At 56.4% G+C, this 25371-nt stretch carries 19 protein-coding genes and 1 pseudogene; 4 read left to right on the top strand and 16 right to left on the bottom strand.

Annotated features, from left to right (window positions below):
* The first annotated feature begins 102 nt into the window (after nucleotides 1–102).
* The gene (locus JJB07_RS06060) at nucleotides 103–2073 is read left to right on the top strand and encodes a DUF4910 domain-containing protein (protein ID WP_201632218.1); all 1971 of its coding nucleotides are present in this window, start codon (nucleotides 103–105) and stop codon (nucleotides 2071–2073) included.
* Nucleotides 2074–2117: 44 nt separating this feature from the next.
* On the opposite strand, the gene JJB07_RS06055 is transcribed toward JJB07_RS06060, so the two are convergent.
* Entirely contained in the window at nucleotides 2118–2930 is an 813-nt protein-coding gene (locus tag JJB07_RS06055) for a DUF92 domain-containing protein (RefSeq protein ID WP_201632215.1), read from the bottom strand.
* A 126-nt stretch (nucleotides 2931–3056) separates the two neighbouring features.
* Here JJB07_RS06055 and JJB07_RS06050 point away from each other — a divergent pair, with 126 nt between their 5' ends.
* Both JJB07_RS06050 and JJB07_RS06045 read left to right on the top strand, forming a co-directional pair.
* Nucleotides 3057–4022: an MraY family glycosyltransferase gene (locus tag JJB07_RS06050; RefSeq protein ID WP_201632212.1), complete on the top strand. Its 966-nt coding sequence runs from the start codon at nucleotides 3057–3059 to the stop codon at nucleotides 4020–4022.
* Between the two features lie 66 nt (nucleotides 4023–4088).
* Nucleotides 4089–4403 (top strand): hypothetical protein, encoded by a 315-nt coding sequence (locus JJB07_RS06045; protein WP_201632208.1) that lies wholly within the window; start codon nucleotides 4089–4091, stop codon nucleotides 4401–4403.
* A 39-nt stretch (nucleotides 4404–4442) separates the two neighbouring features.
* Here JJB07_RS06045 and JJB07_RS06040 read toward each other — a convergent pair whose 3' ends face one another.
* The 13 genes and pseudogenes from JJB07_RS06040 to JJB07_RS05980 all read right to left on the bottom strand — a co-directional run bounded on the left by JJB07_RS06040 (nucleotide 4443) and on the right by JJB07_RS05980 (nucleotide 20646).
* Nucleotides 4443–5477, bottom strand: coding sequence for a glycoside hydrolase family 15 protein (locus tag JJB07_RS06040; protein WP_201632205.1), 1035 nt, complete (start codon nucleotides 5475–5477; stop codon nucleotides 4443–4445).
* A 154-nt stretch (nucleotides 5478–5631) separates the two neighbouring features.
* A pseudogene (locus tag JJB07_RS06035) lies at nucleotides 5632–6351 on the bottom strand (nucleotidyltransferase family protein); the annotation flags it as partial.
* 96 nt (nucleotides 6352–6447) lie between these two features.
* Nucleotides 6448–9273, bottom strand: coding sequence for a 1,4-alpha-glucan branching protein domain-containing protein (locus JJB07_RS06030; RefSeq protein WP_201632199.1), 2826 nt, complete (start codon nucleotides 9271–9273; stop codon nucleotides 6448–6450).
* Nucleotides 9273–10181 (bottom strand): DUF4912 domain-containing protein, encoded by a 909-nt coding sequence (locus JJB07_RS06025; RefSeq protein ID WP_201632196.1) that lies wholly within the window; start codon nucleotides 10179–10181, stop codon nucleotides 9273–9275. The genes JJB07_RS06030 and JJB07_RS06025 overlap by 1 nt, the downstream gene beginning before the upstream one ends.
* 253 nt (nucleotides 10182–10434) lie before the next feature.
* Nucleotides 10435–12585, bottom strand: a complete 2151-nt coding sequence (glgP, locus tag JJB07_RS06020; RefSeq protein WP_201632193.1) for an alpha-glucan family phosphorylase — start codon at nucleotides 12583–12585, stop codon at nucleotides 10435–10437.
* Nucleotides 12586–12715: 130 nt separating this feature from the next.
* The gene (gene gnd / locus JJB07_RS06015; protein WP_201632191.1) at nucleotides 12716–13615 is read right to left on the bottom strand and encodes a phosphogluconate dehydrogenase (NAD(+)-dependent, decarboxylating); all 900 of its coding nucleotides are present in this window, start codon (nucleotides 13613–13615) and stop codon (nucleotides 12716–12718) included.
* A 45-nt stretch (nucleotides 13616–13660) separates the two neighbouring features.
* Nucleotides 13661–14293 (bottom strand): cyclase family protein, encoded by a 633-nt coding sequence (locus JJB07_RS06010; protein WP_201632189.1) that lies wholly within the window; start codon nucleotides 14291–14293, stop codon nucleotides 13661–13663.
* Nucleotides 14294–14299: 6 nt separating this feature from the next.
* Entirely contained in the window at nucleotides 14300–15844 is a 1545-nt protein-coding gene (gene zwf, locus JJB07_RS06005; RefSeq protein WP_201632187.1) for a glucose-6-phosphate dehydrogenase, read from the bottom strand.
* Nucleotides 15845–16021: 177 nt separating this feature from the next.
* Nucleotides 16022–16249, bottom strand: a complete 228-nt coding sequence (locus JJB07_RS06000) for a hypothetical protein (RefSeq protein WP_201632185.1) — start codon at nucleotides 16247–16249, stop codon at nucleotides 16022–16024.
* 556 nt (nucleotides 16250–16805) lie between these two features.
* Entirely contained in the window at nucleotides 16806–16949 is a 144-nt protein-coding gene (locus tag JJB07_RS05995) for a hypothetical protein (protein WP_201632184.1), read from the bottom strand.
* A gap of 174 nt (nucleotides 16950–17123) precedes the next feature.
* Nucleotides 17124–17951, bottom strand: coding sequence for a carbohydrate ABC transporter permease (locus tag JJB07_RS05990; RefSeq protein WP_201632182.1), 828 nt, complete (start codon nucleotides 17949–17951; stop codon nucleotides 17124–17126).
* A 12-nt stretch (nucleotides 17952–17963) separates the two neighbouring features.
* On the bottom strand, nucleotides 17964–19268 hold the full coding sequence (locus tag JJB07_RS05985) for a carbohydrate ABC transporter permease (RefSeq protein ID WP_201632179.1): 1305 nt from the start codon (nucleotides 19266–19268) through the stop codon (nucleotides 17964–17966).
* 82 nt (nucleotides 19269–19350) lie between these two features.
* Nucleotides 19351–20646: an ABC transporter substrate-binding protein gene (locus JJB07_RS05980; protein ID WP_201632176.1), complete on the bottom strand. Its 1296-nt coding sequence runs from the start codon at nucleotides 20644–20646 to the stop codon at nucleotides 19351–19353.
* Between the two features lie 486 nt (nucleotides 20647–21132).
* On the opposite strand from JJB07_RS05980, the gene JJB07_RS05975 reads away from it, so the two are divergent.
* Nucleotides 21133–22599 carry an adenylate/guanylate cyclase domain-containing protein gene (locus JJB07_RS05975; protein WP_201632173.1) on the top strand — a complete coding sequence of 489 codons (1467 nt, stop codon included), beginning with the start codon at nucleotides 21133–21135 and terminating at the stop codon, nucleotides 22597–22599.
* A gap of 69 nt (nucleotides 22600–22668) precedes the next feature.
* Here the strand turns inward: JJB07_RS05975 and JJB07_RS05970 are convergent, their stop codons facing one another.
* Entirely contained in the window at nucleotides 22669–23349 is a 681-nt protein-coding gene (locus tag JJB07_RS05970; RefSeq protein ID WP_201632170.1) for an FHA domain-containing protein, read from the bottom strand.
* 65 nt (nucleotides 23350–23414) lie between these two features.
* Nucleotides 23415–25355, bottom strand: coding sequence for a penicillin-binding transpeptidase domain-containing protein (locus JJB07_RS05965; protein ID WP_201632167.1), 1941 nt, complete (start codon nucleotides 25353–25355; stop codon nucleotides 23415–23417).
* Nucleotides 25356–25371: the final 16 nt, after the last annotated feature.

The raw sequence follows: 25371 nt of genomic DNA, 5'->3' as shown, positions 1-25371 counted from the left end.
TTCTCCCGTTTTTCGTTTTCCGGAGTTTCTTTCGTGCTTTTTTTCGCAATCTCCCCTATATTCAAACTATAGATTGTAGAGAGACGAAAGGGGAATTCCGACATGCTGAAAAAATGGCTGGCTCCGTTCCAAGCGGAAGCCTCGGGCGTTGCGGCCCTGAACCACGCACGCGTGCTGTCCAACCACCATCGCATCCAAGCGTCGCCTGGCTATCGAGAAGCGGCCCGCTATTGTGTGGATCGCCTGCTTGAGTACGGGCTGGACGCTGAGATCGTCACCTACCAAGCCACACCCGACGTCTACTTCGGCAACTCCCGCTCGTTCCGGGAATGGCGCTGCAAGGAGGGCGAACTGCAACTCCTCGGACCCCATTCCAAACGCCTCGCCCGCTATACCGAAATGGAACTCTCGATCATCCAACGCAGCACCTCGACCCCGCCGGAGGGCGTCACCACTGAGCTCGTGTTGGTGGAGAACGCAACGGAGGAGTCGGGATATGAGGGCCTCGATGTGCGGGGCAAAATCGTCCTCGCTCGCGGTTCCCAGATGCGCATCCACGAACTGGCGGTTGAGAAATTCGGGGCCGTGGGCATCGTGACCGACAACATGACGAGTTTCCCGCCTCTGCGCACCCGCGAAGACTTGGTGGACGCTGTGCAGTACACGTCGTTCTGGTGGTACGACGAACGTGTAACCTCGTTTGGTTTCGCCGTTTCCCCGCGCGTCGGCGACGAACTGCGAGCCCTTTGCAAAAAAGGCCCCGTCACCGTCCACGCACGGGTCGAGGCCGAACTGGTCGAAGGCGAAATCGAGAATGTCGAAGCGTTCATCCCGGGCAGCACGGACGAAGAAGTTCTGCTGATCTCGCACCTCTGCCATCCCAAACCGGGCGGCAATGACAACGCGTCCGGCCCGAGTGTGTTATTGGAAACGGCCCGCACGCTGCAACGTTTGCTTGCAGAGGGACGAATTGCGAAGCCCCAGCGAGGAATTCGCTTTTTGCTGATGCCGGAGTTTACAGGGACTCATGCTCATATCAACCACCGTCGGGAGCGACTGGCGAAGACCGTGGCAGCGCTGAACCTCGACATGGTCGGAGCTGACCCCGCCAAAAGCGGCGGTCCGCTGACCGTCGTGAAGTCCTCGCGCTCTCTGCCCTCCTACACGGCGGAACTTGCGCACGGCATCTGGGAGTTGGCGGCGGAGGACTGTCGGGACTTCAACCGAACGTATGGCTACTCGCTGACCAACCATCTGTTGACGCCGTTCTCGCCGGGAAGCGACCATTACATTCTCGCAGACCCGACCGTCGGGATTCCCTGCCCGATGATGATCACGTGGCCGGATAAGTTTTACCATACGTCGTTTGATACAGTTGACAACCTCAGCCCGCAGATGATGGGTCGAGTTGCATCGACGGCGGCGACGTACTTGTATTGGGTGGCAAATGCACAGCTTCAAGACCTGCTCTCGCTCGCCTCCCGCATGGCGGCGCAAGTTTCCCAAGAACTCGAATTGCAAGTCCGCAGTGTCCGCGAAGGGGTCATCGAGGCAGGTCTCGCGCTGGAACGCCTCTCTTGGCTGCGAGACTGCAAGATCGCCGACCTCCAGTCCCTGCAACGACTGGTACCCGCAGAGGAGGTCGCCCTCTGGCAGACAGACCTCGCGAAAAAAACCGCCTTCGTCGAAAGCGTGTACGAACACTTCCACGCCGAACTGGAATCTGTCGCACAGGGCCTCTCCCAAACACTCGCCGAAGTCGCCGCCACAACGACCGAAACCGCCGACCCCCTCTTGCAAAAAACGTTCCGCCGCCGTGGCATCGGCCCCCTCGACCTCAACGGCTTCCTCCGCCATCTGACCCTAGAGGAACGCGAGGCATGGGAAAAAGTCGTGCGAGAGTCCACGCACGACACGAGTGTGTTCCTTCAATACTACATGGACGGCACCCGCACGCTGGCGGAGATCATCCGCCACACCGAACTCGAAACCGACAAGGCAGACCTCCCGTTCTCCCTCGCCTACATCCGCCTGTTGCTACGGCTTCAACTGATCGAAGAAGTCACGCCGTAGAAAAAAAGCCAACCCCCACGCCCTGCGTGATGGTTGGCTTCTTTTTATACACCGGCAAATACGGCGACAATCGCGCCGGCAAGCGACGCGATCAGATTGACGGCATCGTTGTTCATCCACTTCTCACCGCGCAGGTAGGAGGTTTTCGTGGAGCAATGGGTGTGGGCTTCGACGTCCTTGCCGCAGACGACGCAGCGTTGCATCCATTGCCACTTGGCTCCGATCATCGAATCGACCAGCGACCCGATTGTTCCGGCGATCAGGCCGGTGAGGAGAAACCAGCCAAGCGTGGCGTGCAAGTTCGCGCTCGACGAACTCAACGAAAGCAACCACGCGCACAGCCCGATGAACAGCCCGCCCGCCATCGTCGCCAGCGTTCCCAAGAGCGAGATCCCGCCGGACGTGCCGGTCGGGACTTTTTTCAAGGTGAGAATCGAGCGGGGTTCGGTTTGGCTGAGACCGCCGATTTCGGTCGCCCACGTATCGGCGTTGACCGTCGCCAGCACGCCGACGAACGCCGCCCACCAGAGGAAGTGCGGGAACAGGACGTTCAGCAGGCAGAGAATCACCGCAATTCCGCCGTTCGCAAACACTTGGCCGGCATCGCGGCGGCCGCTTTTTTCATAAGTCGCTTCCACACCCGACTTTGCTCGTTGCTTGAATTTCGAGAGCACCGAAGAGGAGAGAAAGAACGCGATCAACGTCCCGAACCACGCGAGACTTCCACATGCATACAGAACCGTCCCCACGATCACCGCAGCTGCAAATCCGCTGGCCGACAGCGATCGTTTCCAATACGCCAACCCGGCGATCACGGTGGCTCCGATCAATCCGAGTATCCATGCACTGATTGTCATGCTCTTGACCTCCTGCCTTTTACCACTTCTTCCTCTACTGTACCATACTTTCCACTTGACAGCGTTCGACAGTCGGGATGACAATAGGGAGAGATAAAATCCACAATTTTTTGGGAGGGACCCTTTGTGACCGTCCTATGGGTGATGTTGGCGGCTGCTCTCTGTAGCTTCCTAAGCGTCGCGATGTTCCGCAAGATCGCGCTCCGCTATGGCTACGTGGACAAGCCCAACGCTCGCAAGAAACAAAAAGAACCGCTTCCGATGCTGGGCGGACTCGGCATGATCGTAGTGTTCGTTCTGTTCGTAAGCTTTTTCATCTACCGCTTTGGCGACTCGCCCGATGACGACTTGACGCTCTGGGGCATCCTCGGCGGCATCGCCGTGCTGGTTATCGTCGGGTTTCTCGACGACTATGCCAAGACGCGCGGCAAGGATTTCCCCGCACTGCCGAAATTCCTCGGGCAGATCGTCGCGACGTACTCGCTGATTTTGTCGGGCACCGTCGTTCACGGCGTGAACATCCCGTTTGGCGACATCGGCTACATCACGTTCAACCCGATTGTCGGACAAGTTCTCACCGTTCTCTGGGTCGTCGGCGTCATCAACGCCTTCAACTTCCTCGACGGCGTGGACGGGCTGGCGGGCGGCGTGGCGGCGATTGCTGCAGGTACGTTGCTCGTCGTCACGCTGATGATGGGCCAGACGACAACCGCTTTGCTGACGGCGACGCTGGTTGGCACGACGCTTGGCTATCTGCGTCACAACTTCTTCCCGGCCAAGATCATCATGGGCGACACCGGTTCGATGTTCCTCGGCTTCATGCTCGCCGCGATTTCGATTCTCGGCGCATTCAAGTCGATCACCATCGCCTCTGTCCTCGTGCCGGTCGTGGCATTGGGCTTGCCGATCTTTGACGCTTTTTATGTAACGATCCGTCGTGCTTTGAACGGCAAACCGATCTACACGCCGGACCGCACCCATGCGCATCACCGTTTGATGGATCATGGGCTGAACCAGAAGCAAGCGGTCGTGTTCCTCTACCTGATCGCGACGTGCCTCGGGCTTTCGTCGTTGGTGCTGACCCTGATTTAGCCAGAGTCTTCCCCATGTGCCTTCCTTGCTGTATCATGGAGAGAGAAGCAAAGGAGGGAGAAACCCATGTCATTTGACGTTTTGAAGTACGTCCTGGAGGCAAAGGAAGAGTTGGACCGCACGCTGGCCTGCAAACATACCGCGTTTGACGACTTATATCCGTACATGATGGAACAGCAGACTTTCTTTTGGTATAAGCGTCATGCGGCGTGGGCGGGTCTCTTGATGGCGGTTCGCATCGCCGAAGGCGCAGAAGCGGACTGGAAGCTTCTGTTCAACGAAAAGCAACAAGTGATGATCACCGCACGCGTGCTCGACAAAAAAGTACTCGACGAATGGCTGGAAGTCACGGAAGACAGCCAGCAAGGCATCGTGGAGTAATTCACGCAATACAGTCACCAAGAAAAAAGGGGACGGCGCCTAGGCGCTTGTCCCCTTTTTTGCATACTGCGTGGGAGTTGTCGAGAGTGGTTGAACGTGCTCGCTGAGGAGGAGCGTCATCGAAACTCCCCATGCGAGCGGGTTGTTTTGGTTCGGTTGAAGCGTGCCGCCGATGTAGAGTTCGGGCAGTTTGCCGTGGTTGGCGTGAAGCAGAGCGGTTGTTTTCGCCCAGTAGTGCTCGACTTTCTGCCGGTCGCCAAGGCTTGCGTAACAGAGGCCTAGCCACGGGAAGCCGAAGCACCACTGCGCTTCGCTGCCTTCGTTGTAATAGCGGTCCCCTTGGTAGCGGATGACGCCGTGGGTGCGTTCGAGTTTTTGCGTGATGTCGCCGAGGATGCGCAGAGCGGTCGCTCGGTTGACGACTCGGTAGGGGTAGATCAAGGAAAGCAGTGCGAGGTCGGTGTCTTTGGAGACACTTTCGCGGGGGAGGAGATTCTTGAGCGTCTCTTCCCCTTTTTGAATCCATTCCGGCGGGACGTTGACGAGCAGCGAGACCGCTTTCAAACCGGCGACGCAGGCTCCGACAGACGAGGCGTGAACTTCGACGTTCTCCTCCCAGATGCCGTTGTCCGGTTCTTGCCAATATTGGAGGCAGCCGAGGTAGTAGACGAGTTTTTGCACGATGTCGTGGTCGCGAGAGTCGCGGATGAGGGGTTTGCCGTGGCGAACGCCCTCGCCGAGTCCCCAGAGGAACAGGCCGATGGAGTCGTTCTGGGCATGGCCCCAGGGATCAGGCACCTCGCGGAGGTCCACGGAATAACGGGCGTGAATGTATTCGTAGGGAAGCACCGGCTTCTGGCGGGTGTGGATGTCGATCTTCCATTCGTACTGGCGGAACAGATCGAGGAGCGCATGGTAGGCGGCTTCGTATCGACCGCAATCGGAGTGGAGATAAGGTAAGACCGTATAGGCGATATCTCGAATCCAAACGTAGGAATAGTCGCTGGAGGGGCTTGCCACATAGGCCCCATTGGGCAGGCGCATCGCCTCCAACAAGTCGTGCAGAGCTTTCATGGGGTCATCTCTCCCTTCTACGACCATTCTGAACACGAATGGGGGTGGATAACCTCATGATAAGCGGGAAAGGACGGATTGGTGCCTGTACAAAAAAGCCCAAACCTCCGGGGAGCGGAAGGCATGGGCTTTTTTTCTAAATAGCAAGTTTGTAGATGTTCGTTTTGACACGGCCGTAGATCATGTCGATCTGGGTTTCGCGGTATTGGTCGGGCGTGCCGATGTCGGACCAGTACCCCCGGCCGATGCAGCCGTAGAGCGGGAGTCCTTGAGCCAACACTTGAGGAAAAAGTTGAGAGCTGAAGTCGTACTTCTGCCCGTGCTCGAAGAACTCCAAGATCTGCGGTTCCAATACGTAAATTCCCGTGTTCACCGTATGGCTAAACACTTCGTCCCAGCTCGGCTTTTCTTGGAACCTTACGATCCGCCCGTCCTCCGCCGTTGTCACGACGCCGAATCTCGTCGGGTCGTCCACTTGCGTAAGAACCATCGTCCCGAGCGCTTGAGCGTCTCGGTGGAAGTTCATCGCGTGCGTCAGATCAAAGTCGGTCAAGGCATCGCCGCTGATGACCAAAAACGTTTCGTCGAGGAAGTCGGCGGCGTTTTTCACGCTGCCCGCTGTACCGAGCGGGCTGTACTCCTCAAAGTAGTGCAAACGAACTCCATACGCAGAGCCGTCGCCGAAGTGCTGCTTGATCACGTCTGGCAGGTATTGTAATGTGACGGCGATGTCGGTGATTCCGTGGCGCTTGAGCAAGTCGAGTATGTACTCCATACAAGGTCGATCCAAAAGCGGCACCATCGGTTTCGGCATTCTGTCTGTCAACGGTCGCAGGCGAGTACCTTGACCTCCAGCCATGATCACAGCTTTCATTGCGGCACGCTCCTCTCAGGTGTTCGTTTCATCCGGCAGCTCGGGCCCTCCGCTTTCCCTACGGACGGCCTCCCATCTCTCATGTCTCCGTTTTTCCTACTCCATCGCCGCCGCCGCTTCTAAAACGGTCGGCACGCGGACATCCAGCCCCAACGCTTTGTGATACACCTTGGTCGTCTGCCTTGCGATGCAATTCCAGTTGTAGTGGTCGATCTCGTCCAACGCGGTCTGCGCCAGACGCTTGCCAAACTCCGCATCGCGAAGCAAACTCTTCACTTGCAACGCCAGCGAGTGCGCATCGTCCGGGTACATCTTCAACCCGTTGCGCCCGTGCTGCACCACATCGCCCAAGCCCCCGACGTCCGACACCACGACCGGCGTATTCGCCGCCATCGCTTCGAGCGCCACGATGCCAAACGGTTCGTACAAGCTCGGGAACACCGCCACGTCCGCTTCTTGGAACAGGGAGTTGCGATCTTCATCGGAGATAAACCCGGTGAACCGCACACGATCCGCGATCCCCATCGCGTGTGCTTGCTCTCGGAGCGATTCCATCGACGGACCCTTGCCCGCGATGACGAAGCGGGTTTCCGGGAACTCGTCCACGATCATCGGGACGGCGTTCAACAGCGTGTGAACGCCTTTTTCCCGCACCAGACGGCCCACGAACATCACCAACTTCTCACCCTCTTTGGCAAAAACGCCCTTGCCCGCTTCTGCGAGCGCGGTCGGACGCAACATCTCCGGGTCCACGCCGTTCGGGATGACGTCCAATTTGTCGGACGGCAGGTGGAAGACCTGCTCCACTTCCCGCTGCATGTACGTGGAGCAGAGGATGACGCGCTGCGATTCGTAGGTGAGTTTCCATTCCAGACCGTGGATGTAGCGTTGCAGGTCGGTGTGAATCCCGTGATTGCGCCCGTGCTCCGTCGCGTGAATCGTGGAAACGAGCGGAACACCGCTTGTTTTTTTGATCATTTCGGCGGCGTAGGCCACCAGCCAGTCGTGGGCGTGGATCAGGTCGAATTTCAAACCTGCGTCCTGCAACCCCTGCACGGTGTCGATCATCATGAGGTTCAATTGGAACGCCCAGTGCTCAAATTCAGCTCCGTCCGGCTTCATGACGTGAACGCGGTGAACGTGAACTCCTTCGACGACTTCCTCAAACGGTGCGCCCTCCGCTTCGGTGGTGACGACGTGCACGTCCCAGCCGTTTTTCACGAGATAGCGGGTCAGGTCGTACACATGGCGAGACAAACCACCGACGGTCATCGGCGGGAACTCCCACGAGAGCAGGAGCACGACCGGTGAAGTCGAAGGGGCGAATTGGCGCAGTTCGTGTTTGGAACGATACGCCTCGAAGTTGATGGCCGGGAAGAGATTGTCGAGGAGCTCGATTTTGGACAACCACATCGCGTTGAGGTTGCCTTTTTTCAACATGCCGTAGAGGGCGTCAAAGCGATTGACGTGGTGCTTGGTGCGTTTCACGGCATAGTCGACCATCGTTTTGTTGTCCATGATGAACGCCCAGTCGCTGCTCTGTGCCAGCATCAGCTCGCGAGACGCTTGGTTGAGCGCTCGGCGTTCCAAGTCGGACGGCTCTGCAAACGAGTTCGCCAAGTCGATCATGCAAGTCTCCATGCGATGCAACGCCGGATAGATCCAATCGTTCTCACTGCGCAACCAAACATCCGAGTAGCCGCCTCTCCCCCAGGAAGACATGGGCAAACGGCATACTTGGAAGTCCGGATAGAGACCCAAGTATTCGGAAGGTGTGATCGTTTTGATCGTCGTCTGGTCGAAGTGCATCTTGCGCAAGAGCATGTCCAACCATTGCGGGCCTTCGTACCACCAGTGCCCGTACAACTCCGCGTCATAGGGCGCGACGATGATCGGGCGGCGACCCATTTGGTAGGACAGATGCTCGACTTGTCGTTCGCGGTTGAACAGGAAGTTGCCGGCGTGTTCGGCCGCTTTTTCCCGCGCCCATTGCGGGTTGTAGGGTTCCTTTTGCTCAGACTTGCCGGTGATGCGGAAGTACTTCATCCCCGTGTTGATGCGGATGCCGTCCGGGTGGATGTAGTCTTTCACCTCTTCGATGGGCAGGTCGAACCCGATGTCGCGGTAGTATTCGCGGTAGTTGAAGTCGCCCGGATAGCCCTCGTGTGAACTCCACACTTGGCGGGACGATTCGACATCGCGTGGAAACGCCGCCACGCCGTGCGGAGTCAGCACGGGCGACGCCGTGCCAAACACCGGAGCAGGCTCGGCGGTCGAAACGCCGTGCGCATCGGTGAAGAAGAAACGCAGACCGCATTCCTTCAATAAAAGATCAAGTTCAGGCGCATACCCGCACTCCGGCAACCAGATGCCTTGCGGGGCGCGGCCGAAATGTTCCGTATGCAGGTCGACCGCCGTCTGCAATTGAGCGCGGACGGCTTCCTCCGTCATGACGTTCGGGAGAAACGCGTGTGTCGCCGCCGACGTGATGATCTCCAACTTCCCGAGGTCTTGCAGTTCGCGAAACGCGGGGATCAAGTTGCCGTTGTAGCGCAGGTAGAACTCCCGCAGAGACGTGAAGCGGTTCAGGTATTTGAAGGCCAGTCCGTTGAACTGCTGGGCTTGCGATTCGGTGCGCAAGACTTCCTTTTCCGCCAGTTCGATCAGTTTGGTGAGGTGTTTGAGGTAGCGCTTTTGCAAAAGGGGGTCGGTCAGCATCGACAACAACGTCGGCGTAATCGACATCGTGACGCGAAATTCAACGCCGTCGGCGAGCAGTCCTTGGTAGACCTGCAGGAGCGGGATGTAGGTTTCTGTGATCGCTTCGAACAGCCAGCGTTCCTCCAAGTACGCTTCACTTTCCGGATGTCGGATGTACGGCAAGTGTGCGTGCAGGACGAGGGCGAGGTAGCCTTTTACCATTAGAGCTTGTCTCCTTCCCCGGATGCTTTCGATTCCGAGAGGTTGTAGCCGGTGAACTTGTCGTGCCACGGTTCGTTGGCCAGAGAGGACGGTGCAAGTTCTGCGTCCTTGGCGCGCAAGAAGTCCGGCGTCTCTTGGTGGATCGTGCTGAATTTCAGGTGCGGCTTCGCTTGATTCTCTTGCGGAAGCGGCGGGGTTTCGACGATGTTCGAACGCAAGATCGTGAACAGTTGGCCGGTGATCGTCTGGGTGCAGAGGTCGATCTGGTAGCGACGACCCGGTGCGATGCCGTGGATGTACCAACTCTCCGCACGCGGGTTGACGTCGATGCGGATCTTGTCATTCGCGTTGGTGCCGGTAAAAAGCAAATCGGTCACATCATGGACGATCAAGCAAAACGGCAAGACATTCCAATCGGCGCGGAAGTGCTCTTGGATCAGGTGTTTGCGCTGCTCGTTGACTTCCCAGTAGGCAAACAGCGTGCGCGGTTCCTTGACCATCGCGACCAGACGGTTCAGGCCGTGACTGCGGTTCCACGTTTCGTCGACCAAGGAAGCATCGCGCAGAGAGGGATCGACGAGCGGCGTGTCGAGTTTGAGCGCCACTTGTGCGGGGGCCGGTTTTGTGACCGGAGCCGCTTCGGTCGCGAAAGTCGGCGCAGGGGTCGGCGTCGAAACAGGCGTCGACTCAATCTTCGTTTCTATCGAAGGTTCTTGCTCTTGAAACTGTATCTCTTGAGAGGTCACGGCGATCTCCGCCATGCCTGCCGTCTCCATAAATTTTTGCAAACGATATCTGAACTTCCCGCGGGACATGCCATACGCCCGAGCCACTTCGGACTGCATCTCGCCCGCTTCGAGCCGTTGAATGATCTCGATCCACATTGTGTGTTCTTGGTTCGCGTTCATGGTCTCCTCCAGCGTGAAAATCTCTTGTTAGGCTTAAGTTTCGCGCCCATGCTCACGATTCCTTTCTGACAAAAAACACGCCTCTCGCCCTCAGCAGACACCGCTCGACACGTGAATCCGCTCTCATGCCCAAACATTCCCAATTCAACCTCCATCTCGTGTCGAAATTTTAGGAAAACAGGAGAAAACTTTTTTGATTCGACACGAAAAAAAGTGACGGAAAGGCTCGCGGCCCCATCACTTTTTTCAAATCCTATCGCCAGTTCGTCCCCCAACTCGTCAGTTCCAGCTCGAAATCGTTGCAGAAGTCCGGGGAAATCGGCACGACGCGGATGTTGGCGTTCGCTTTGCGCCAGACTTCGATGCGGTTTGGGTAGTCGCATTCGAACAGGTACTTCCCGCCGGCATTCTCTGTCACCGGGCGCAATTCTTGCTTCCAAATGCCGCCGTGTCCATCGGAACCGACCGCTTCGACGCGCACGTCCGCATGCCAGATGCGGCCCAATCGGATGCACGCTTGCACACGCGTTCCGTCCTCGTGGGGGCTGAGTTTGATGTCTTGGATGTAGACGGAGTCCCACGAAGTGCGGACGAACTGCTTATACGCGCCGACTCGCTGTGCCACTTCCAAGTTGTTCGCCGCAAACCGTCGTCCCCGCTCGGCGACAGGTGCGTAGGCGCGACTCCAATACTCCCCGACCATGCGTGCGGTGCTGAATTCGGGCGTGATCGTGCGAATGGAGTTTTTCATAACGGTGACCCAGTCGTGCGGAACTCCCCCTTCGCCACGGCGGTAGTACAGAGGCGCGATCTCCGTTTCCAAAACGCGATAGAGCGTTTCACCGTCCACCCAATCTTGGTAGCCCCGCCCGCCCTCGGTCTTGCCTTCAATCGCCCAACCGTTTTCGCCGTTGTAGCCTTCATCCCACCACCCGTCGAGAACAGAACAGTTCGGCACGCCGTTGAGTGCTGCTTTGATTCCCGAAGTGCCGCTGGCTTCCATCGGTTTTACGGGGGTGTTCAACCAGACGTCCACACCTTGCACCAAGTGGCGTCCGATGTTCATGTCGTAGTTTTCGACGAGGAAGACCTTGCCTTGAAATCCTTCCATCTTGGAGACTTCCACGATGCGACGGATCAATTCTTGCCCCGGATGATCGGCCGGATGTGCCTTGCCTGCAAAAACGAACGCCACCGGATGATCGGGGTGGTTGACGATGCGCTCCAATCGGTCGAGGTCTTGGAACAGCAAGTACGCTCGCTTGTAGGTCGCAAATCGACGGGCGAACCCGATCGTCAGCACGTTCTGCAAATTCGGCAGACTCAAGCGTTCGGTCATGCGTTGCTTTGCCGACTGATGTGCGCCCCAGAGCTTGTCGTCGGGGATTTCCTCGACTTTCACCCACGTCTGCGGGTCGGCGACGGCACGCGGCCAGTTGTAGGCGAGATGTTGGTTGTAGAGTTCACTCAGTTCAGGAGAAAGCCACGTCTCCGTGTGAACGCCGTTGGTGACCGCTTCCACGGGAATGTCTTGGGGCGGGATGTCGGGACACCACTTGTGAAAAAGTTCCTTCGTCACTTCGGCGTGAAGTTTGGAGACGCCGTTGACTTTTGAAGCGGTCTGGAACGCGAGGCGTGTCATGTTGAATTTGTCGTTGTGGCGGCCCAGACCCAAGATCTTCGCACGGTCGGCGCCCAACTGCCAGAAGTAGTCTCCCAAGTAGCGGTCCATCAATTCGAAGGAGAACTGGTCATGACCCGCCGGTACGGGCGTGTGCGTGGTAAAAACGGTGGAGGCTTTCACCGCCTCGAGCGCCGTTTCAAACGAAACGCCCTGTGCGGAGTATTCGCGAATTCGCTCCAACGCGAGAAACGCGACGTGCCCTTCGTTCATATGCCACACGTCCGGCTCGAATCCGATCGCGCGCAGAACACGCACGCCGCCGATGCCCAAGATCACTTCATGGGCGATTCGCGTCTCTTGGTCGCCGCCGTAGAGACGGTCGGTCAAGCGACGGTCTTGGTCGGAGTTGCGGTCGTTGTCTGCGTCCATCAAATAGATGGGAACGTTTCCCGCGTTCGCCTGCCAGACGCGCAAGTAGATCAGGCGGTTTCCAAGCGGCACTTCGACGAAGAGCGGGTGCCCGTGACCGTCGAGCACCGCTTGCACGGGCAACTCCTCCGGGTTCATCGGCGGGTATTGTGCGTCTTGGGAACCGTCTTCGAGGATGCGTTGTTGAAAATACCCTCGGCGATATAACACTCCGACCCCCACCAGAGGAAGTTCCAAGTCGTTGGCCGCTTTCACATGGTCCCCCGCCAATACGCCAAGACCTCCGGAATAGATCGGAAGGGATTCACTCAAACCAAACTCGGCACTGAAATACGCGATTTTCGGTTGCATCGGTTGCTCCACCTCTCCACTCTTTATAAGAGAAGATATGAGAAAGCGATTGCACTGAACTCTCATTTTTCTCGACAAAAAAGCCTCAGCCCGTGTCAGAACGGGCTGAGGCTCTTTTTCCTGCCTGGAACTACTTTTTGACGACGGCATGTCCGCCGAATTCGTTGCGCAGAGCGGCGACGACTTTGCCGTGGAAGGTGTCGTCTTCGAGAGAGCGGTAGCGCATGAACAGCGACATCGCGATGACCGGAGCGCTCGCTTGGAGCTCCAACGCGGTCTCGACGGTCCATTTGCCTTCGCCCGACGATTGCATGACGCCGCGGATGCCTTCGAGCTTGGCGTCTTTGGAGAAAGCGCGCTCGGTCAGGTCCATCAGCCAACCGCGGATGACGGAGCCGTTCGCCCAGACGCGGGCGACGTCCTCGTAGTTGTAGTCGTACTTCGACTTGTCGAGAACTTCAAAGCCCTCGGCGATCGCTTGCATCATGCCGTACTCGATGCCGTTGTGGACCATTTTCAGGAAGTGGCCGGCCCCGACATCGCCTGCGTAGAGGTAGCCTTTTTCCACGGAGAGGTCTTGGAAAATCGGTTCGATGGTCGGGAATACTTCTGCGTTGCCGCCGATCATGAAGCAAGCACCATGACGTGCGCCTTCGGTACCGCCGGACGTGCCGACATCATAGTAGTGGACGCCGGTCTCCGCCATGCGTTCTCCGCGAGCGACCGATTCTTTGTAATGCGAGTTGCCCCCTTCGATGACGATGTCACCGGCGGAGAGCAGCGGTTGCAGGGTGTCGAGCACGCTGTCCACGATGTTGTGCGGAACCATGACCCAGACGACACGCGGGGTGTCGAGTTTTTCGATCAGGTCTTGGATGGTTTCAGCCGGGATGGCGTTCTGGTTGAACGATTGCAGGTCTTTCGCCGCTTGGGCGTTTACGTCATAGCCAACTACGCTGTGGTTGTGGTCGAGCAAGTTCTGGGCCAGGTTGTACCCCATTTTGCCGAGACCGATCAGTCCGAGCTTCATGTTCTGGTCATCTCCTCAGTAGGTTCTAAAGTTCTCTCTCTGGTATTATTGCGTAAACTGCAACAGCAAAACACGCGCCGGAGCCGCTTCGGTTTCCAACAATTTCAGCGGAGCCCCGCAGAGGAAGTATTCGCCCGCTTGGACGTCTCCAAGACGCAAGCCTTCCATGATCACGATGTTCGCTTGGAACAGCGTTTTGTGCGTCGGATGCCCCGGTTGGCTGCGCTCGATGCCCAGTGCGTCAATGCCGACGCCGCGAATGCCTTTTTCCACACAGTACTCCGCTGCGTCGACGGAGAGGTAGACGAATTCGAGGTTGAAGACGCTCTCGGCGGAGTTCTTGGTTTTGAGGATCAAGAAATCGCCCTGCTCGACGGTCTGCGCTTCGAGGTCGGCGCGGGTGATGCCGCCCGTGACGTTCGTGAGGTCGAGCACGCGGCAGGGTCCGACCATCGTTTCCAGAGGAATCACTTCCATCGTGCCGCCGCCGGGCACCATGTGCAAGGGAGAATCGATGTGCGTGCCGCAATGCACGTCCATGTCGAGACGAGATTCGCGAGCGGTCGCCGTGTCGAAGTCCTGCACGACGGAGATGTTCGGTTGCTTGGTCGGTTTGTCCTTGTAGACGGGCATGCCGTTAAAAATCGGCATGGAGACGTCGTACACTTTATAGTTCATGCGAGATTACCTCCTCGAAAAAACGCCGTCCTGCATCTGAGCGGGCAGCGTGTGGGCTTCGTTTGCATCGATGTACCACCACTGCACGTTGTCTTCAGACAGCAAGTAGTTGACCGCTTTCGGCCCCCATGTGCCCGCTTGGTATTCGTGCAACGGCACGAGACCTTTGTCCCACGCGCGGCGGATCGGGTCGACGAACTTCCACGCAAGCGAAACTTCGTCCCAGCGGGTGAAGAACGTGGAGTCGCCTTGGATGGCGTCGTTGATCAGGCGTTCGTACGCTTCGGGCGAACCGCCTTCGATGTCGCAGTTGTTGCAGAAGTCCATCGCGATCGTCACAACTTCGTCATCGGTGCCTGGCTTCTTGGCGTTTAGATAGAGTGTCATGCCTTCCGTCGGGTTGATGCGGATGACGAGCAGATTCGGGCCGACGGTGCCGGCGTGATGGAAGTTGTTCAGCATCGGAACGTCCTTGAACTGGATGACGATCTCGGTGGTTTTTTTCGGCATGCGTTTGCCGGTGCGGATGAAAAACGGCACGCCGGACCAGCGGAAGTTGTTCACGAACAGCTTCGCCGCGACAAACGTTTCCGTGTCCGAATCCGGAGCGACGTTCGCTTCATCGCGATACCCGAGGACGGGCTCGTTTTTCATCTGGCCCGCGACGTATTGGCCGCGCACCACGTATTGCGAGATTTCGTCCTCCGCATATCGACGCAGCGAGCGCAGGACTTTGACTTTCTCGTCGCGAATCGCTTCCGTCTCAAACTTGGACGGCGGTTCCATGCAGACCATCATCAGCATCTGGAGCATGTGATTCTGCACCATGTCCCGCAGAGCGCCGGAGTGTTCGTAGTAAGAGGCGCGGTCCTCGACACCGAGCGTTTCGGAAGCGGTGATCTGGACGTTGTCGATGTAGCGGTTGTTCCAGAGCGGCTCGAACAGCATGTTCGTGAAGCGCAGCATCTCGATGTTCTGCACCATCTCTTTGCCGAGATAGTGGTCGATGCGGTAGACCTCTTCCTCCTTGAAGGATTGCGAGATCACTTCGTTGAGCGCACGTGCCGATTCGAGGTCTTTGCCAAACGGCTTCTCAATGATCAGACGCTTCCAGCCTTGGTTCTGGGTCAGCCCGCCGTGGCGCAGATTGGTCGCCACCGTGCCGAACAGTTCGGGAGCCAGCGAGAGATAGAACAGTCGGTTGGACGACCCGTCCATCAATTTCTCACGGCCTTCCACGACGGTGCGCAGCTTCCCGTAGGTATCCGGGTTGGTGACGTCGAGCGCCACATAGTCGATTCGCCCGATGAAGTTTTCCCACGCCTGTCCTTCTTGGAAGGACAAACGGCTGTGTTTGGTGATCGAATCGTGCACCATAGCACGAAACTCGGGTTGCCCCATTTCCGAACGACCAACGCCAACGATGGCGAATTGTTCATGAATCAGCCCATCGCGATACAACGCATAGAGGGCGGGAAACAGCTTGCGTTTTGCAAGATCCCCCGTCGCTCCGAATAAGACCATGACAAACGGCTGCTTACTCTCACGCATACACTAGACGCACTCCCATCAGCCTGTTTTTACAAGTCCGATAACACACAACACGTATTAGTATATAGTATTTTTTCCCGAAACACCTGCCAAAAATGTACAAAAGCGTCGATTCTCGTAGAAAAATTTTTTGTCCGTGGAAAAGAGACACAGCCCGTGTGGGGTGTGTCTCTTTTTTTACGCGCGGTACGCTTGTTGTTCGGTCCACAGGATGTCTTGCAGGTCGATGTCCGGAGAGAGCGGTTCGCGGAGGTCGCGGTAGGTGAGCGGGCCTTTTTCGGAATAGCCTTCGTATTCGATGACGCCGACGCGCAGGAAGCGGAATTTTTTGAGCATCAGTTCGTAGAACGTGGCGTCGTGGGTGGAGATGATGAACTGGCGGCGTGTGTCACCTCTTTGGAGCAAGGTGCGGATTAGGTCGATTAGCAGAATTTGGTAGTGCTATTGCAATAGTCAGTGGACGTTTCAAGATTAGCATCGTTGATGCTTTGCGCGCTTCCGGTGGAATTGACGAGGATGTCGAGATCAAACATGTTCTCCATTCGAAACACCTCCTTTACATGAGATCGTTGGCACAAATGTTCCAGGTCGATTAGCAGACCCTGGTATTGCAATAGCAACTGTTCCCGGAAAGATCAGTATCGTTGATGCTTTGCGCGCTTACGGTGGAATTGACGAGAATGTCGAGATCAAACATGTTCTCCATTCGAAACACCTCCTTTACATGAGAATGTTCTAGGATGTATATCTCTGGAGTCTTGTGAGTGACGTCTGGTACAGGGACCTTTCCAAACTTTCATCCACACATAAAATATATCAAAACTAAGTTAAAATTACAATATAATATATTGCAATACTAAAATTTATTTAAAAGAAAACAAATAAATTCCCAATTGAATAAACGGGTGAGAAAAAAGAGACCCGCCTCACCGGGCAGGGTCTCTTTTTACAGACAAGGGTCTTACTTGGGGTCGTATTGGCAGGCCATCGCGGCTTCGAATTCGTCGGAGCCCAGTTCCACGATCCGCTGTCCGACTTCCTCCATCGAGCGGCGCAAGTCGTCTTGCACATCGGGATGAGCACGTCCGACGAAATAGCGCCGCATATGGTCGGTGCGCCGAGGCCGTGGATGAGCACGGCGAGGACACGGCTTTTTTTCCCTTCAATGCGCGGGTGGAGCTGCAATCGCAACGACATCGCCTCTCCCCTCCATTCACATGCCGCACAAAAAAAGCCTCCCCGCGCCGTGGCGCAAGGGAGACTCTTTTTGCAAGAAAAACTATTCTTTGACCGCACCGGAGGTCAGACCGGAGACGATGCGGCGTTGGAAGATCAAAACCATCACGACGAGCGGCACGGTGACGATGATCGAAGCCGCCGAGATTTCACCCCAAGGCAGAGTGTACTGGCCTTGGAACATCGCGATCCCGACCGGCACGGTCTTCATCGCTTCTTCGGTGTTGATCGTCAGCGCGAACAGGAATTCATTCCACGCGGCGATGAACACGAGGATGGCGGTGGTGAACACGCCGGGCATCGCGAGCGGCAGGAAAACTTTCGTCAGCGTCTGCCAGATCGTCGCTCCGTCCATCTTCGCCGCTTCTGCCAAGTCGTTTGGCAACTTGCGGAAGAAGATCGTCAAGTTCCACACTGCCAGCGGCAATGCAAACGTGGTGTACGGGATGATCAAGCCAAGCCACGAGTTTGTGAGCCCGACCGACTGCAAGAACATGAAGATCGGAGAAATCGTGGCAATCTGCGGGAACATCGAAACGGCGAGCACGATGCCGAGGATGATCGTCTTGCCTTTGAAATTCAACCACGCGATGGCGTAGGAAGCAAACACGGAGATCACGATGGCATAGATCGTGGTCAGCGCCGCGACCGCCAACGAGTTCCAGAGGTAGGTCCCAAACGGTCGCTCTGTGAAGACGAGTTTGTAGTTGTTGATCGACGGTTCTTGGATTCCGATGTTGAACGCATTCGCGCCAAACAGTTCACCCGGCGGCTTCAAGGACGCCAGCAACTGCCAGAGGAACGGGAACATGACTGCGAACAAGAAACAGATCAGGAACACATAGAACAAAGGCCCTGCTTTTTTCTGCATCGTCCTTCCCCCTTACTTCCCGCTGTTTTCGCCGATGAGATCGGCGCCGAGGATTTTGATATAGCCCATCGAGATCAGCGCGACGCAGAGGAAGACGATGACAGACAGTGCGGAGCCCGCACCGAAGTTCATCTGGGCGAACATCGTCTTGTATGCGTAGATCGAGATCGTCTCCGTCGAGTTGGCAGGGCCGCCGCCGGTCAGAACGTAGACGAGGTCGAACACGCGGAACGCGTCCAACGTCCGGAACAACAGCGCGACCAAGATCGAGGTCTTGAGCATCGGAAGCGTAATGGAGAAGAACTGCTGGCGTTTCGTCGCCCCGTCCACTTCCGCCGCTTCATAGAGCGATTCCGGAATGGTTTGCAAGCCTGCGAACAGCAGGAGGGCCATGAACGGCGTCGTTTTCCACACGTCTGCGAAAATCGTCGAGAACATCGCGCCCCACTTCGTCGTGAGCAAGACACCCGGGTCGGAGATCAAGCCGATGGTGTAGAAGACGTGTGCCAAGATGCCGTTCTGCCCGTCGTACATGAACTTCCACATCAAGGCTGAGATGACCGTCGGAATCGCCCACGGGATCAGGACGGCCGCACGCACCAGACCGCGTCCGATAAACTGCTTGTTGATCAGGACGGCGATCCAGAGACCGAGAATCAATTCGAAGAACACCGACACGAGCGTAAACGTCACCGTGTTGCCAAGCGACGCCCAGAGGCGGGAGTCGGTGAAGTATTGCTTGTAGTAGGTGAAGCCGACAAAGTTCGGCTCGATGACCGTGCCTTGGAGACCGCGGACGAGACCGAGAACGGCTTCGGACTTCAATTGCTTGTCATTGGCGAGTGCGAGGACTTTTTTCTCCGCGTCACCGAGTGTTGTCTTGAGTTTCTCTGCTTCTGTTTGATCCGCTTCGAAGAACTTCACATCGTCCGGGATCGGTTGCATGTCGTTGAGCAGGTTGTCCACTTGGGTATAGCGGTCCGCAAACTTTGAATCTTGGCGCAGTTCTTGGTCCACTGCGTTGATCGACTGCAGCACGCTTTCCAATTCCTTCGCGGCGGCAGGTTGAATCTGCTTCTCCTCGTTGGCGATGTTCGATTTCAAGAGCGGCAGTCCGTTGGCGTAGCGCTCCATGTCGATGCCGTATGAGCTGTGAATTTGCGACTTGGTCGGATCGTTCAACCGAACGTCGTAGAGCGAGATCCAGAACGAGCGCACGACCGGCCAGATTGCGATGACGAGGATGATCAGAAGCGCAGGGAACACCATCAGATAGCCGGCTTGCTTTTCCGACATGCGGCGATTGCTTTTTGCCATGTTCTCTCACCACTTCCACATACCATGAATGCCCCTCTGTATTTTGATTCGACAGAGGAGCACTCAGGTTTTATGATTTAGATTATTTCACGACTTCTTTCATTTTCGCGTCCATGTTCTTGACCGCTTCTTCTGCGGTTTCTTGACCTGCGATCGCCTTGGATACCTCGATCTGGATGATGTCGGAGATCTTCGGGTATTGCGGCGAGGTCGGGCGCGGCACCGCTTTGGAGATGCCGTTTACGAAGTCTTTGTTGGCAAAGAGCGGAGATGCTTTTTGAACGTCTGCATCGTCGTATTCCGGGAGCAGGGTCGGTGCGGAACCGCCGTCTACCGCGGTGATTTTTTGACCTTCTTGGCCGGTCAGGTATTTCAGGAACTCCCACGCTTCTTTCGGATGCTTGGAGTTCTTGTTGATCCCGGACAACCAGCCGCCGAGCGTTGCCGCCGAACCTGCATCACCCGCCGGAAGCGGAGCGAGGGCGACTTTGCCTGCGATCTTGGATTGCTTGGTATCTTGAGCGACTGCGAACTGGTACGGCCAGTTGCGGATGAACGCCGATTGACCTTCTTGGAACGCGGTTGCCGATTCGGTTTCGGTGAAGGTCGTGATGTTCGACGGAACGAAGTCGGACTTGACGACTTCGATCATCTTGCTCAGACCTTTGATCGTGCCCGGATTGTTGATGACGACTTGGCCTTTGTCATCGAGGATTTTGCCGCCGTATGCCGCTGCAAACTCGACGAAGTTGCAGACGAGACCTTCGTATTGCTTCGCTTGCATCAGGTAGCCGAATTGGGTGCCGCCTTGGCCCTTGGTTGCTTTTGCTTGTGCAATCAGGTCGTCCCACGTCTTCGGAACGTCCTTGACGAGGTCGGTGCGGTAGAAGAGAAGACCGGTGTCGATAAATTTCGGCATGGTCCATTGTTGACCGTTGAAGTTACCCGCTTGGACAGCCCCTTGGATGTAGGTGTCCATCTTGATGTTGTCTTGTTGGATGAAACGGTCGAGCGGCAACAGGTAGCCCGCTTGTGCAAACTCTGCCGGCCAGATGACGTCGAGGTCGAACACGTCGATCTCAGCAGACTTCGCGGAGAACATCGTCACGTACTGGTCATGGGATTGACCGGTGTCGGACGGCATCTCGCGCAGTTCAACTTGGATGTTCGGGTGCGACTTGTTGAACGCATCTACAATTTTGTTCGACGCAGCGGTGGTGTCTTTCCCGCGTGCGAAGACCAACTTGACTTTCTCGTCCTTGGAACCGGAATTCGCGGTCGAACCGTTGTCGGAGCTCTTGGTGTCGGAGCAGCCAACCATCGTAATTGCCATCATCGTTACAAGACCTGCGGTGGTAACTTTTTTCCAGCCTTTCATTGGATCACATGTCCCCTCTCGTTTATCTGATGTTATGCAAACGTTTTCGCACATTTTCCAACCAAATCATACTACCCGACATTCTGAATTGTCAAGCAAATCGTTAATAGATTTTACGTGAACAATAACGAATGAATATTTATTAATCAAGATTTGTCTCCGCCAGTTCCCGATGGCTTACCATGCGGTTACTTCCATTGCGTGTGGCGTAGGTTTCGCAAGATCCGTTGGTTGCGCGAGTCGGCGAGATCATTTTTCCTCTACGACTTGTTGTACCCAAATTTGCAAGAGGGGATGTGCGGAAGCGGTTTCATGATTTTAATGAAGAAATCGTACAAAAGCACTTCGAGCGCACGCCCTGTCAGGATTCAACACTCACCCTTCTCAGACTCGATCTAGACTGTTAATATTGACGTATCTATTTTATTTTTCATTATATGTGCTTTATCATCAAGATCAAATGGGGAAAAGGGAGTTGGCGACCGCATGAATGCCACCACAACAACACTTTGGAGCAAGATCGAAGAGATTTCCAAGCAATTTGCAGTTGAAGACACAAACGTGTTGAAACGATTTGGGGAAATTCTGGAGGCACAGGGCGATTGGGAATCGTTTCGCATCAATCCGCTGAAATTCGCCAACCAGCATGGCATGGATTCCACGCACGTCGTCAACCTGTTTATCTACGGAACCAAAGTCGGCCTGTTTGAACTGGATTGGAACTTGATCTGCCCGATGTGCGGGTGTGTGGAGCATACGTACGACTCCCTGAACCAGATTGCGATGGGCGATTCGTTTTATTGCACGCTTTGTGACGACACCATCGAAACGCAGCTCGACAACTATGTGGAAGTTTCGTTCAACTTGCATCCGAACGTGCGGGAGCTGAACATCGAGCCGTTTGCAGATATTGAAAGCTACTTCTGCTACTTTTTCTCCGACAACTTTGTCCATCCCAAAGAGTTCGTGGAGTATCTGACGAAAGAATCGATGAAAAGCTTCCTCGTCGTCCCCCCGCACAGTTCCGGCGTGACGCAAATCCAGGGCGCCCCGGATGAAGTCTACCGGTTTGTGAGCCTCGACAAGCACGCCGTCGTCAATGTGCAGTTCACAGATGAGATTTCGACGACGACGCAGAAACTTGTCATCGATGTCGGGTCGGAACCGATGCACACGGCGTGGTATGAACTCGCGGCCGGGCCGCTGGAAGTGACCCTCAACAACAACGGGACCAAGACGACAGGACTGACGGCGATGTTCACCGATTGGGATCGCATGTCCTCGCTTCTGCACTGTGAGGAAGGCGGCAACTTGTTGGAGGCCCTGCCGTTCCTCTCCGGCAAGATGCTGCTCAACAACCAGAAGTTCCGCGAGAGCTTCCTCGTGGAAAACTTGCCAAACGGCATGAATCTCAAGATCTCCAACTTGACGATCCTCTTCACCGATCTCAAAGGCTCGACCGCTCTCTATGAAAAAACGGGCGACGTCGAAGCGTATCGCCTCGTCCAAGATCACTTCCGCCTGCTGACCGACGTCGTGTCGCAACATGCGGGAGCGACCGTCAAAACGATGGGAGACGCGATCATGGCGTCGTTCTCGACACCGTCCGACGCGCTGACGGCAGCTTTGGCGATGGTGCAAGTGATGAAGCGCTTGAACGACAGCATCGCCGACCTCGACACGACGCTTGAACTCAAGATCGGGTTGCACACCGGCCCGGCGCTCGCGGTGAAAGCGAACGAAACGATCGACTTCTTCGGCCAGACGGTCAACCTCGCCGCTCGTGTGCAAGGGCAAGCCCAAGCCGGCGAAGTTTGGATTTCCGAAGCGATCTGCGAGGACGTCGTTGCGCGCGAAGTCCTGCAAGCCAACGGCTACAAGCCCGAAAAACACACCGTCACACTCAAGGGCGTGAACTCCCCGTCTACGATCTTCCGCTGCATCAGAGCGTAAGTCGCATACGAACGCACGAAAAAAGGAGCCTCCACTGGGGGCTCCTTTTTCCGTTCCTTCCCTACCGCTTCATTCCTTGAGTTCAAAAATGAACCCGGTTCCGCGCACGGTCGAGATCGTGTAGCGACTCTGGTGCAGTTTTTTGCGAATGCGGTAGACGAGCGAGCTCAGCTCATCGTTGCCCACGTCCGGCACTCCGTCGTCATCCGGAGTCCGCTCCGGCCAGACGATGCGTTTGATTTCCTCAAACGTAACGAGCGTCGCGGCGTGTTCGTAGAGCATGAGGAACAAACGCCATTCCTTGTCTGACATCGTGACGCACTCCGAGCCGATCCAGCAGACGCGTTTCTCACGGTCGATGCGCAGATCGTTGATGTCGTCGAGGGGCAGGGCGTTGATGTCCAACTCCATCGTCATGTCGGTCAATTCACTGGAAAAACGGAGCGACACCATGCCGCCCGCCAGCCGGATGATGTCGAGATTCTGCAACTCATACGGCGTGTGCGGCGTAAGCTTCCGGTCGCCGATGAACGTGCCGGTCTTGCTGCCGAGGTCTTGCAAAACCGCTCTGCCGTTTACGTTTTGAATCAGCAGGTGACGCCGCGAGACGAACACGTTCGCAAACGCGATGTCCGGCACCTCGTGCTGGGTCGCGCGGCCGACCACGGTCTCGTCCGTTTCCAACAACAGGCACGATCCGGCGTGATAGGGCTCTCCCTTTTCAACATAGAGACAGGCGAAAGGTACCACCGAGATTCTCCTCTCTATCTCGTACAAACCTTCAAGCACATCTTAACGGAAAATGGGAATTGTCGCTAGTGGGACCGCTCTCCATACTCTTGAAAAAGCGTTCGCATCTTCGAGGCTAGCAAGTGACTTCCCCCGCGTCCCTGCACGTTTTCAACCATCAGCGTCACCAACAGGTGCGGGTCTTGCGTATCGTAGGCGACAAACCAGCCAAGTTCCTTGCCTGTGGTATTCTGCGTCTGTTTCAGTTCCGCCGTGCCCGTTTTCCCCGCGAGCGTCATCCCGTCGATCTTCGCGCCGTGGCCGGTGCCGTTCGGGTTGTCGATGACTTGTACTAAGTCTTGCTCGATGAGGCGGGCGACGTCCGGTTGGATGGCGTTTGGCTTCCAGACTTTTTTCGCTTCCTTGGCAAACAGGTACGGCGTGAGCATGTTGCCTTCGTTTGAAAAAGCGGTGTAGGCCGCCGCGACGTGCATCGGGGTCATCAGCACTTCTCCTTGACCGTAGCCGGAGTCGGCGAGTTGGATGTCGTTTTTCATGCCGCTGTTGGCAAGCGCCGAGAGATCAAACGGATACAGCAGCGGCAGTTTTTCCCCGAATCCGAACTTCATCGCTTCGTCGGTGAACGACTTCTCGCCCATTTTCAGAGCGGTCTGTGCGAAATAGATGTTGTCAGACGCGATCAGTGCTTTTTCGAGATCGACTTGGATGTAGGTGTCGGACACGCGGGTGACGTAGTAGTCGCCCCAAGCGGCGCTTTTTTGCCATTGCTTGCCCGGAATTTCGTGCGTCTCTTGGGGCGTGATGATGTTCGTATCGAGCGCCATCGCGGCAACCAGCGGTTTGAACGCAGACCCCGGCGGGTAGTCGTCGGCAAAGCGGTTGAGAAACGGATGGTTCGGGTCTTCGTTCCAAGACTTCCATTGTTCGTCGGTCACTCCGTGCGCCATCTCGTTCGGGTCGTAGGACGGCGTGGAGACCATCGCCAGCACTTCGCCGGTCAACGGGTGGAGGGCAACGCCGGCGCCCAATTCGTGGTGAAGTTGCTCGTAGACGTTCTCTTGCAGCTTGGCATCGAGCGTGAGTTGGACGGCCTCGCCTGCCAGCGGTTTTTTTTCCGCGACGGTCTGCTTGGTGATACCGTCTGCAGTTTGGATGGTGATGCGACCGCCGTTTCGTCCGCTCAGACGGTCGTTGAGGAGTTTTTCCAGACCAGCTTTGCCTTGGCCGTCATCGCCCGTGTAGCCGATCAAATGTGCCGCCGCCTCGCCGAGCGGGTAGGCGCGCACTTTTTGCTTCTGGGTCGTAACGCCGGGGAGAGCTGTGAGTTTCGGGACGAGCATGTCTGTTTGGGGCAGGACTTTGATCGGAACGAACAAGTCCGGCTTGACCCATGCGGCGTGAAGTTTGTCTTGGATCGTCTGCGTGTTCATATGTAAGAGAGTTGCCATCTTGGTGATCGTCTCGTCTGTGAGTGCGGACGGGACGACTCCGATGCTGAGTTGCTCGTCGTTGATCGCAAGACCCCGTCCGTGGCGGTCGACGATCTGCCCGCGCTCCGCCTGCAGGACGTTGGCGCTGACTTTTTCTCCCGCTTGCAAGTCGGGGATGAGGAACGACGGTTTCCATTGAATTTTCCAGTGCCGACCTTCTTGGACGGCGGTGGCCGGTTCTTCGAATTGCAAGGGGCCGGCGAGGGTGTTCATCTGCACATGGAAGCGAAACGAGTCTTGGTCCCCCATCGAGACGAGTTGGACGTTCACGTCCTTGGCCTCCACGCCTTCGTAGATCGATTGGTAGCGGTTGACGAATTGCTCCTGCGTCATCGACTGTTTGACATCGGAGGAGACTCCTTCGTACATCTGGGCATATTGTTGCCGGTTCCAGTTGTTGAGGAAGCTCTTGACCGCCGCTTCTTCGGAGTCGGCCGTTACGGCATAGACGGTGCCGACAGAGCCCGCTGTGAGGCAGAGGGCGATCAGCAACCAGATGCGTTTGCGTTTCTTCATCCGTTCTCACTCCCCT

It is taken from the genome of Tumebacillus amylolyticus (assembly GCF_016722965.1).
Lineage (GTDB): Bacteria > Bacillota > Bacilli > Tumebacillales > Tumebacillaceae > Tumebacillus > Tumebacillus amylolyticus.
This window is presented reverse-complemented; position numbering and strand designations above follow the sequence as displayed.

What these genes read in the sequence shown, in the direction of transcription:
- JJB07_RS06060 (WP_201632218.1), top strand. Translation starts at nt 103, where the DNA reads ATGCTGAAAAAATGGCTGGCTCCGTTCCAAGCGGAAGCCTCGGGCGTT.
- JJB07_RS06055 (WP_201632215.1), bottom strand. Translation starts at nt 2,930, where the DNA reads ATGACAATCAGTGCATGGATACTCGGATTGATCGGAGCCACCGTGATC.
- JJB07_RS06045 (WP_201632208.1), top strand. Translation starts at nt 4,089, where the DNA reads ATGTCATTTGACGTTTTGAAGTACGTCCTGGAGGCAAAGGAAGAGTTG.
- JJB07_RS06040 (WP_201632205.1), bottom strand. Translation starts at nt 5,477, where the DNA reads ATGAAAGCTCTGCACGACTTGTTGGAGGCGATGCGCCTGCCCAATGGG.
- JJB07_RS06030 (WP_201632199.1), bottom strand. Translation starts at nt 9,273, where the DNA reads ATGGTAAAAGGCTACCTCGCCCTCGTCCTGCACGCACACTTGCCGTAC.
- JJB07_RS06025 (WP_201632196.1), bottom strand. Translation starts at nt 10,181, where the DNA reads ATGAACGCGAACCAAGAACACACAATGTGGATCGAGATCATTCAACGG.
- glgP (WP_201632193.1), bottom strand. Translation starts at nt 12,585, where the DNA reads ATGCAACCGAAAATCGCGTATTTCAGTGCCGAGTTTGGTTTGAGTGAA.
- gnd (WP_201632191.1), bottom strand. Translation starts at nt 13,615, where the DNA reads ATGAAGCTCGGACTGATCGGTCTCGGCAAAATGGGGTACAACCTGGCC.
- JJB07_RS06010 (WP_201632189.1), bottom strand. Translation starts at nt 14,293, where the DNA reads ATGAACTATAAAGTGTACGACGTCTCCATGCCGATTTTTAACGGCATG.
- zwf (WP_201632187.1), bottom strand. Translation starts at nt 15,844, where the DNA reads ATGCGTGAGAGTAAGCAGCCGTTTGTCATGGTCTTATTCGGAGCGACG.
- JJB07_RS05995 (WP_201632184.1), bottom strand. Translation starts at nt 16,949, where the DNA reads ATGCGGCGCTATTTCGTCGGACGTGCTCATCCCGATGTGCAAGACGAC.
- JJB07_RS05990 (WP_201632182.1), bottom strand. Translation starts at nt 17,951, where the DNA reads ATGCAGAAAAAAGCAGGGCCTTTGTTCTATGTGTTCCTGATCTGTTTC.
- JJB07_RS05985 (WP_201632179.1), bottom strand. Translation starts at nt 19,268, where the DNA reads ATGGCAAAAAGCAATCGCCGCATGTCGGAAAAGCAAGCCGGCTATCTG.
- JJB07_RS05980 (WP_201632176.1), bottom strand. Translation starts at nt 20,646, where the DNA reads ATGAAAGGCTGGAAAAAAGTTACCACCGCAGGTCTTGTAACGATGATG.
- JJB07_RS05975 (WP_201632173.1), top strand. Translation starts at nt 21,133, where the DNA reads ATGAATGCCACCACAACAACACTTTGGAGCAAGATCGAAGAGATTTCC.
- JJB07_RS05965 (WP_201632167.1), bottom strand. Translation starts at nt 25,355, where the DNA reads ATGAAGAAACGCAAACGCATCTGGTTGCTGATCGCCCTCTGCCTCACA.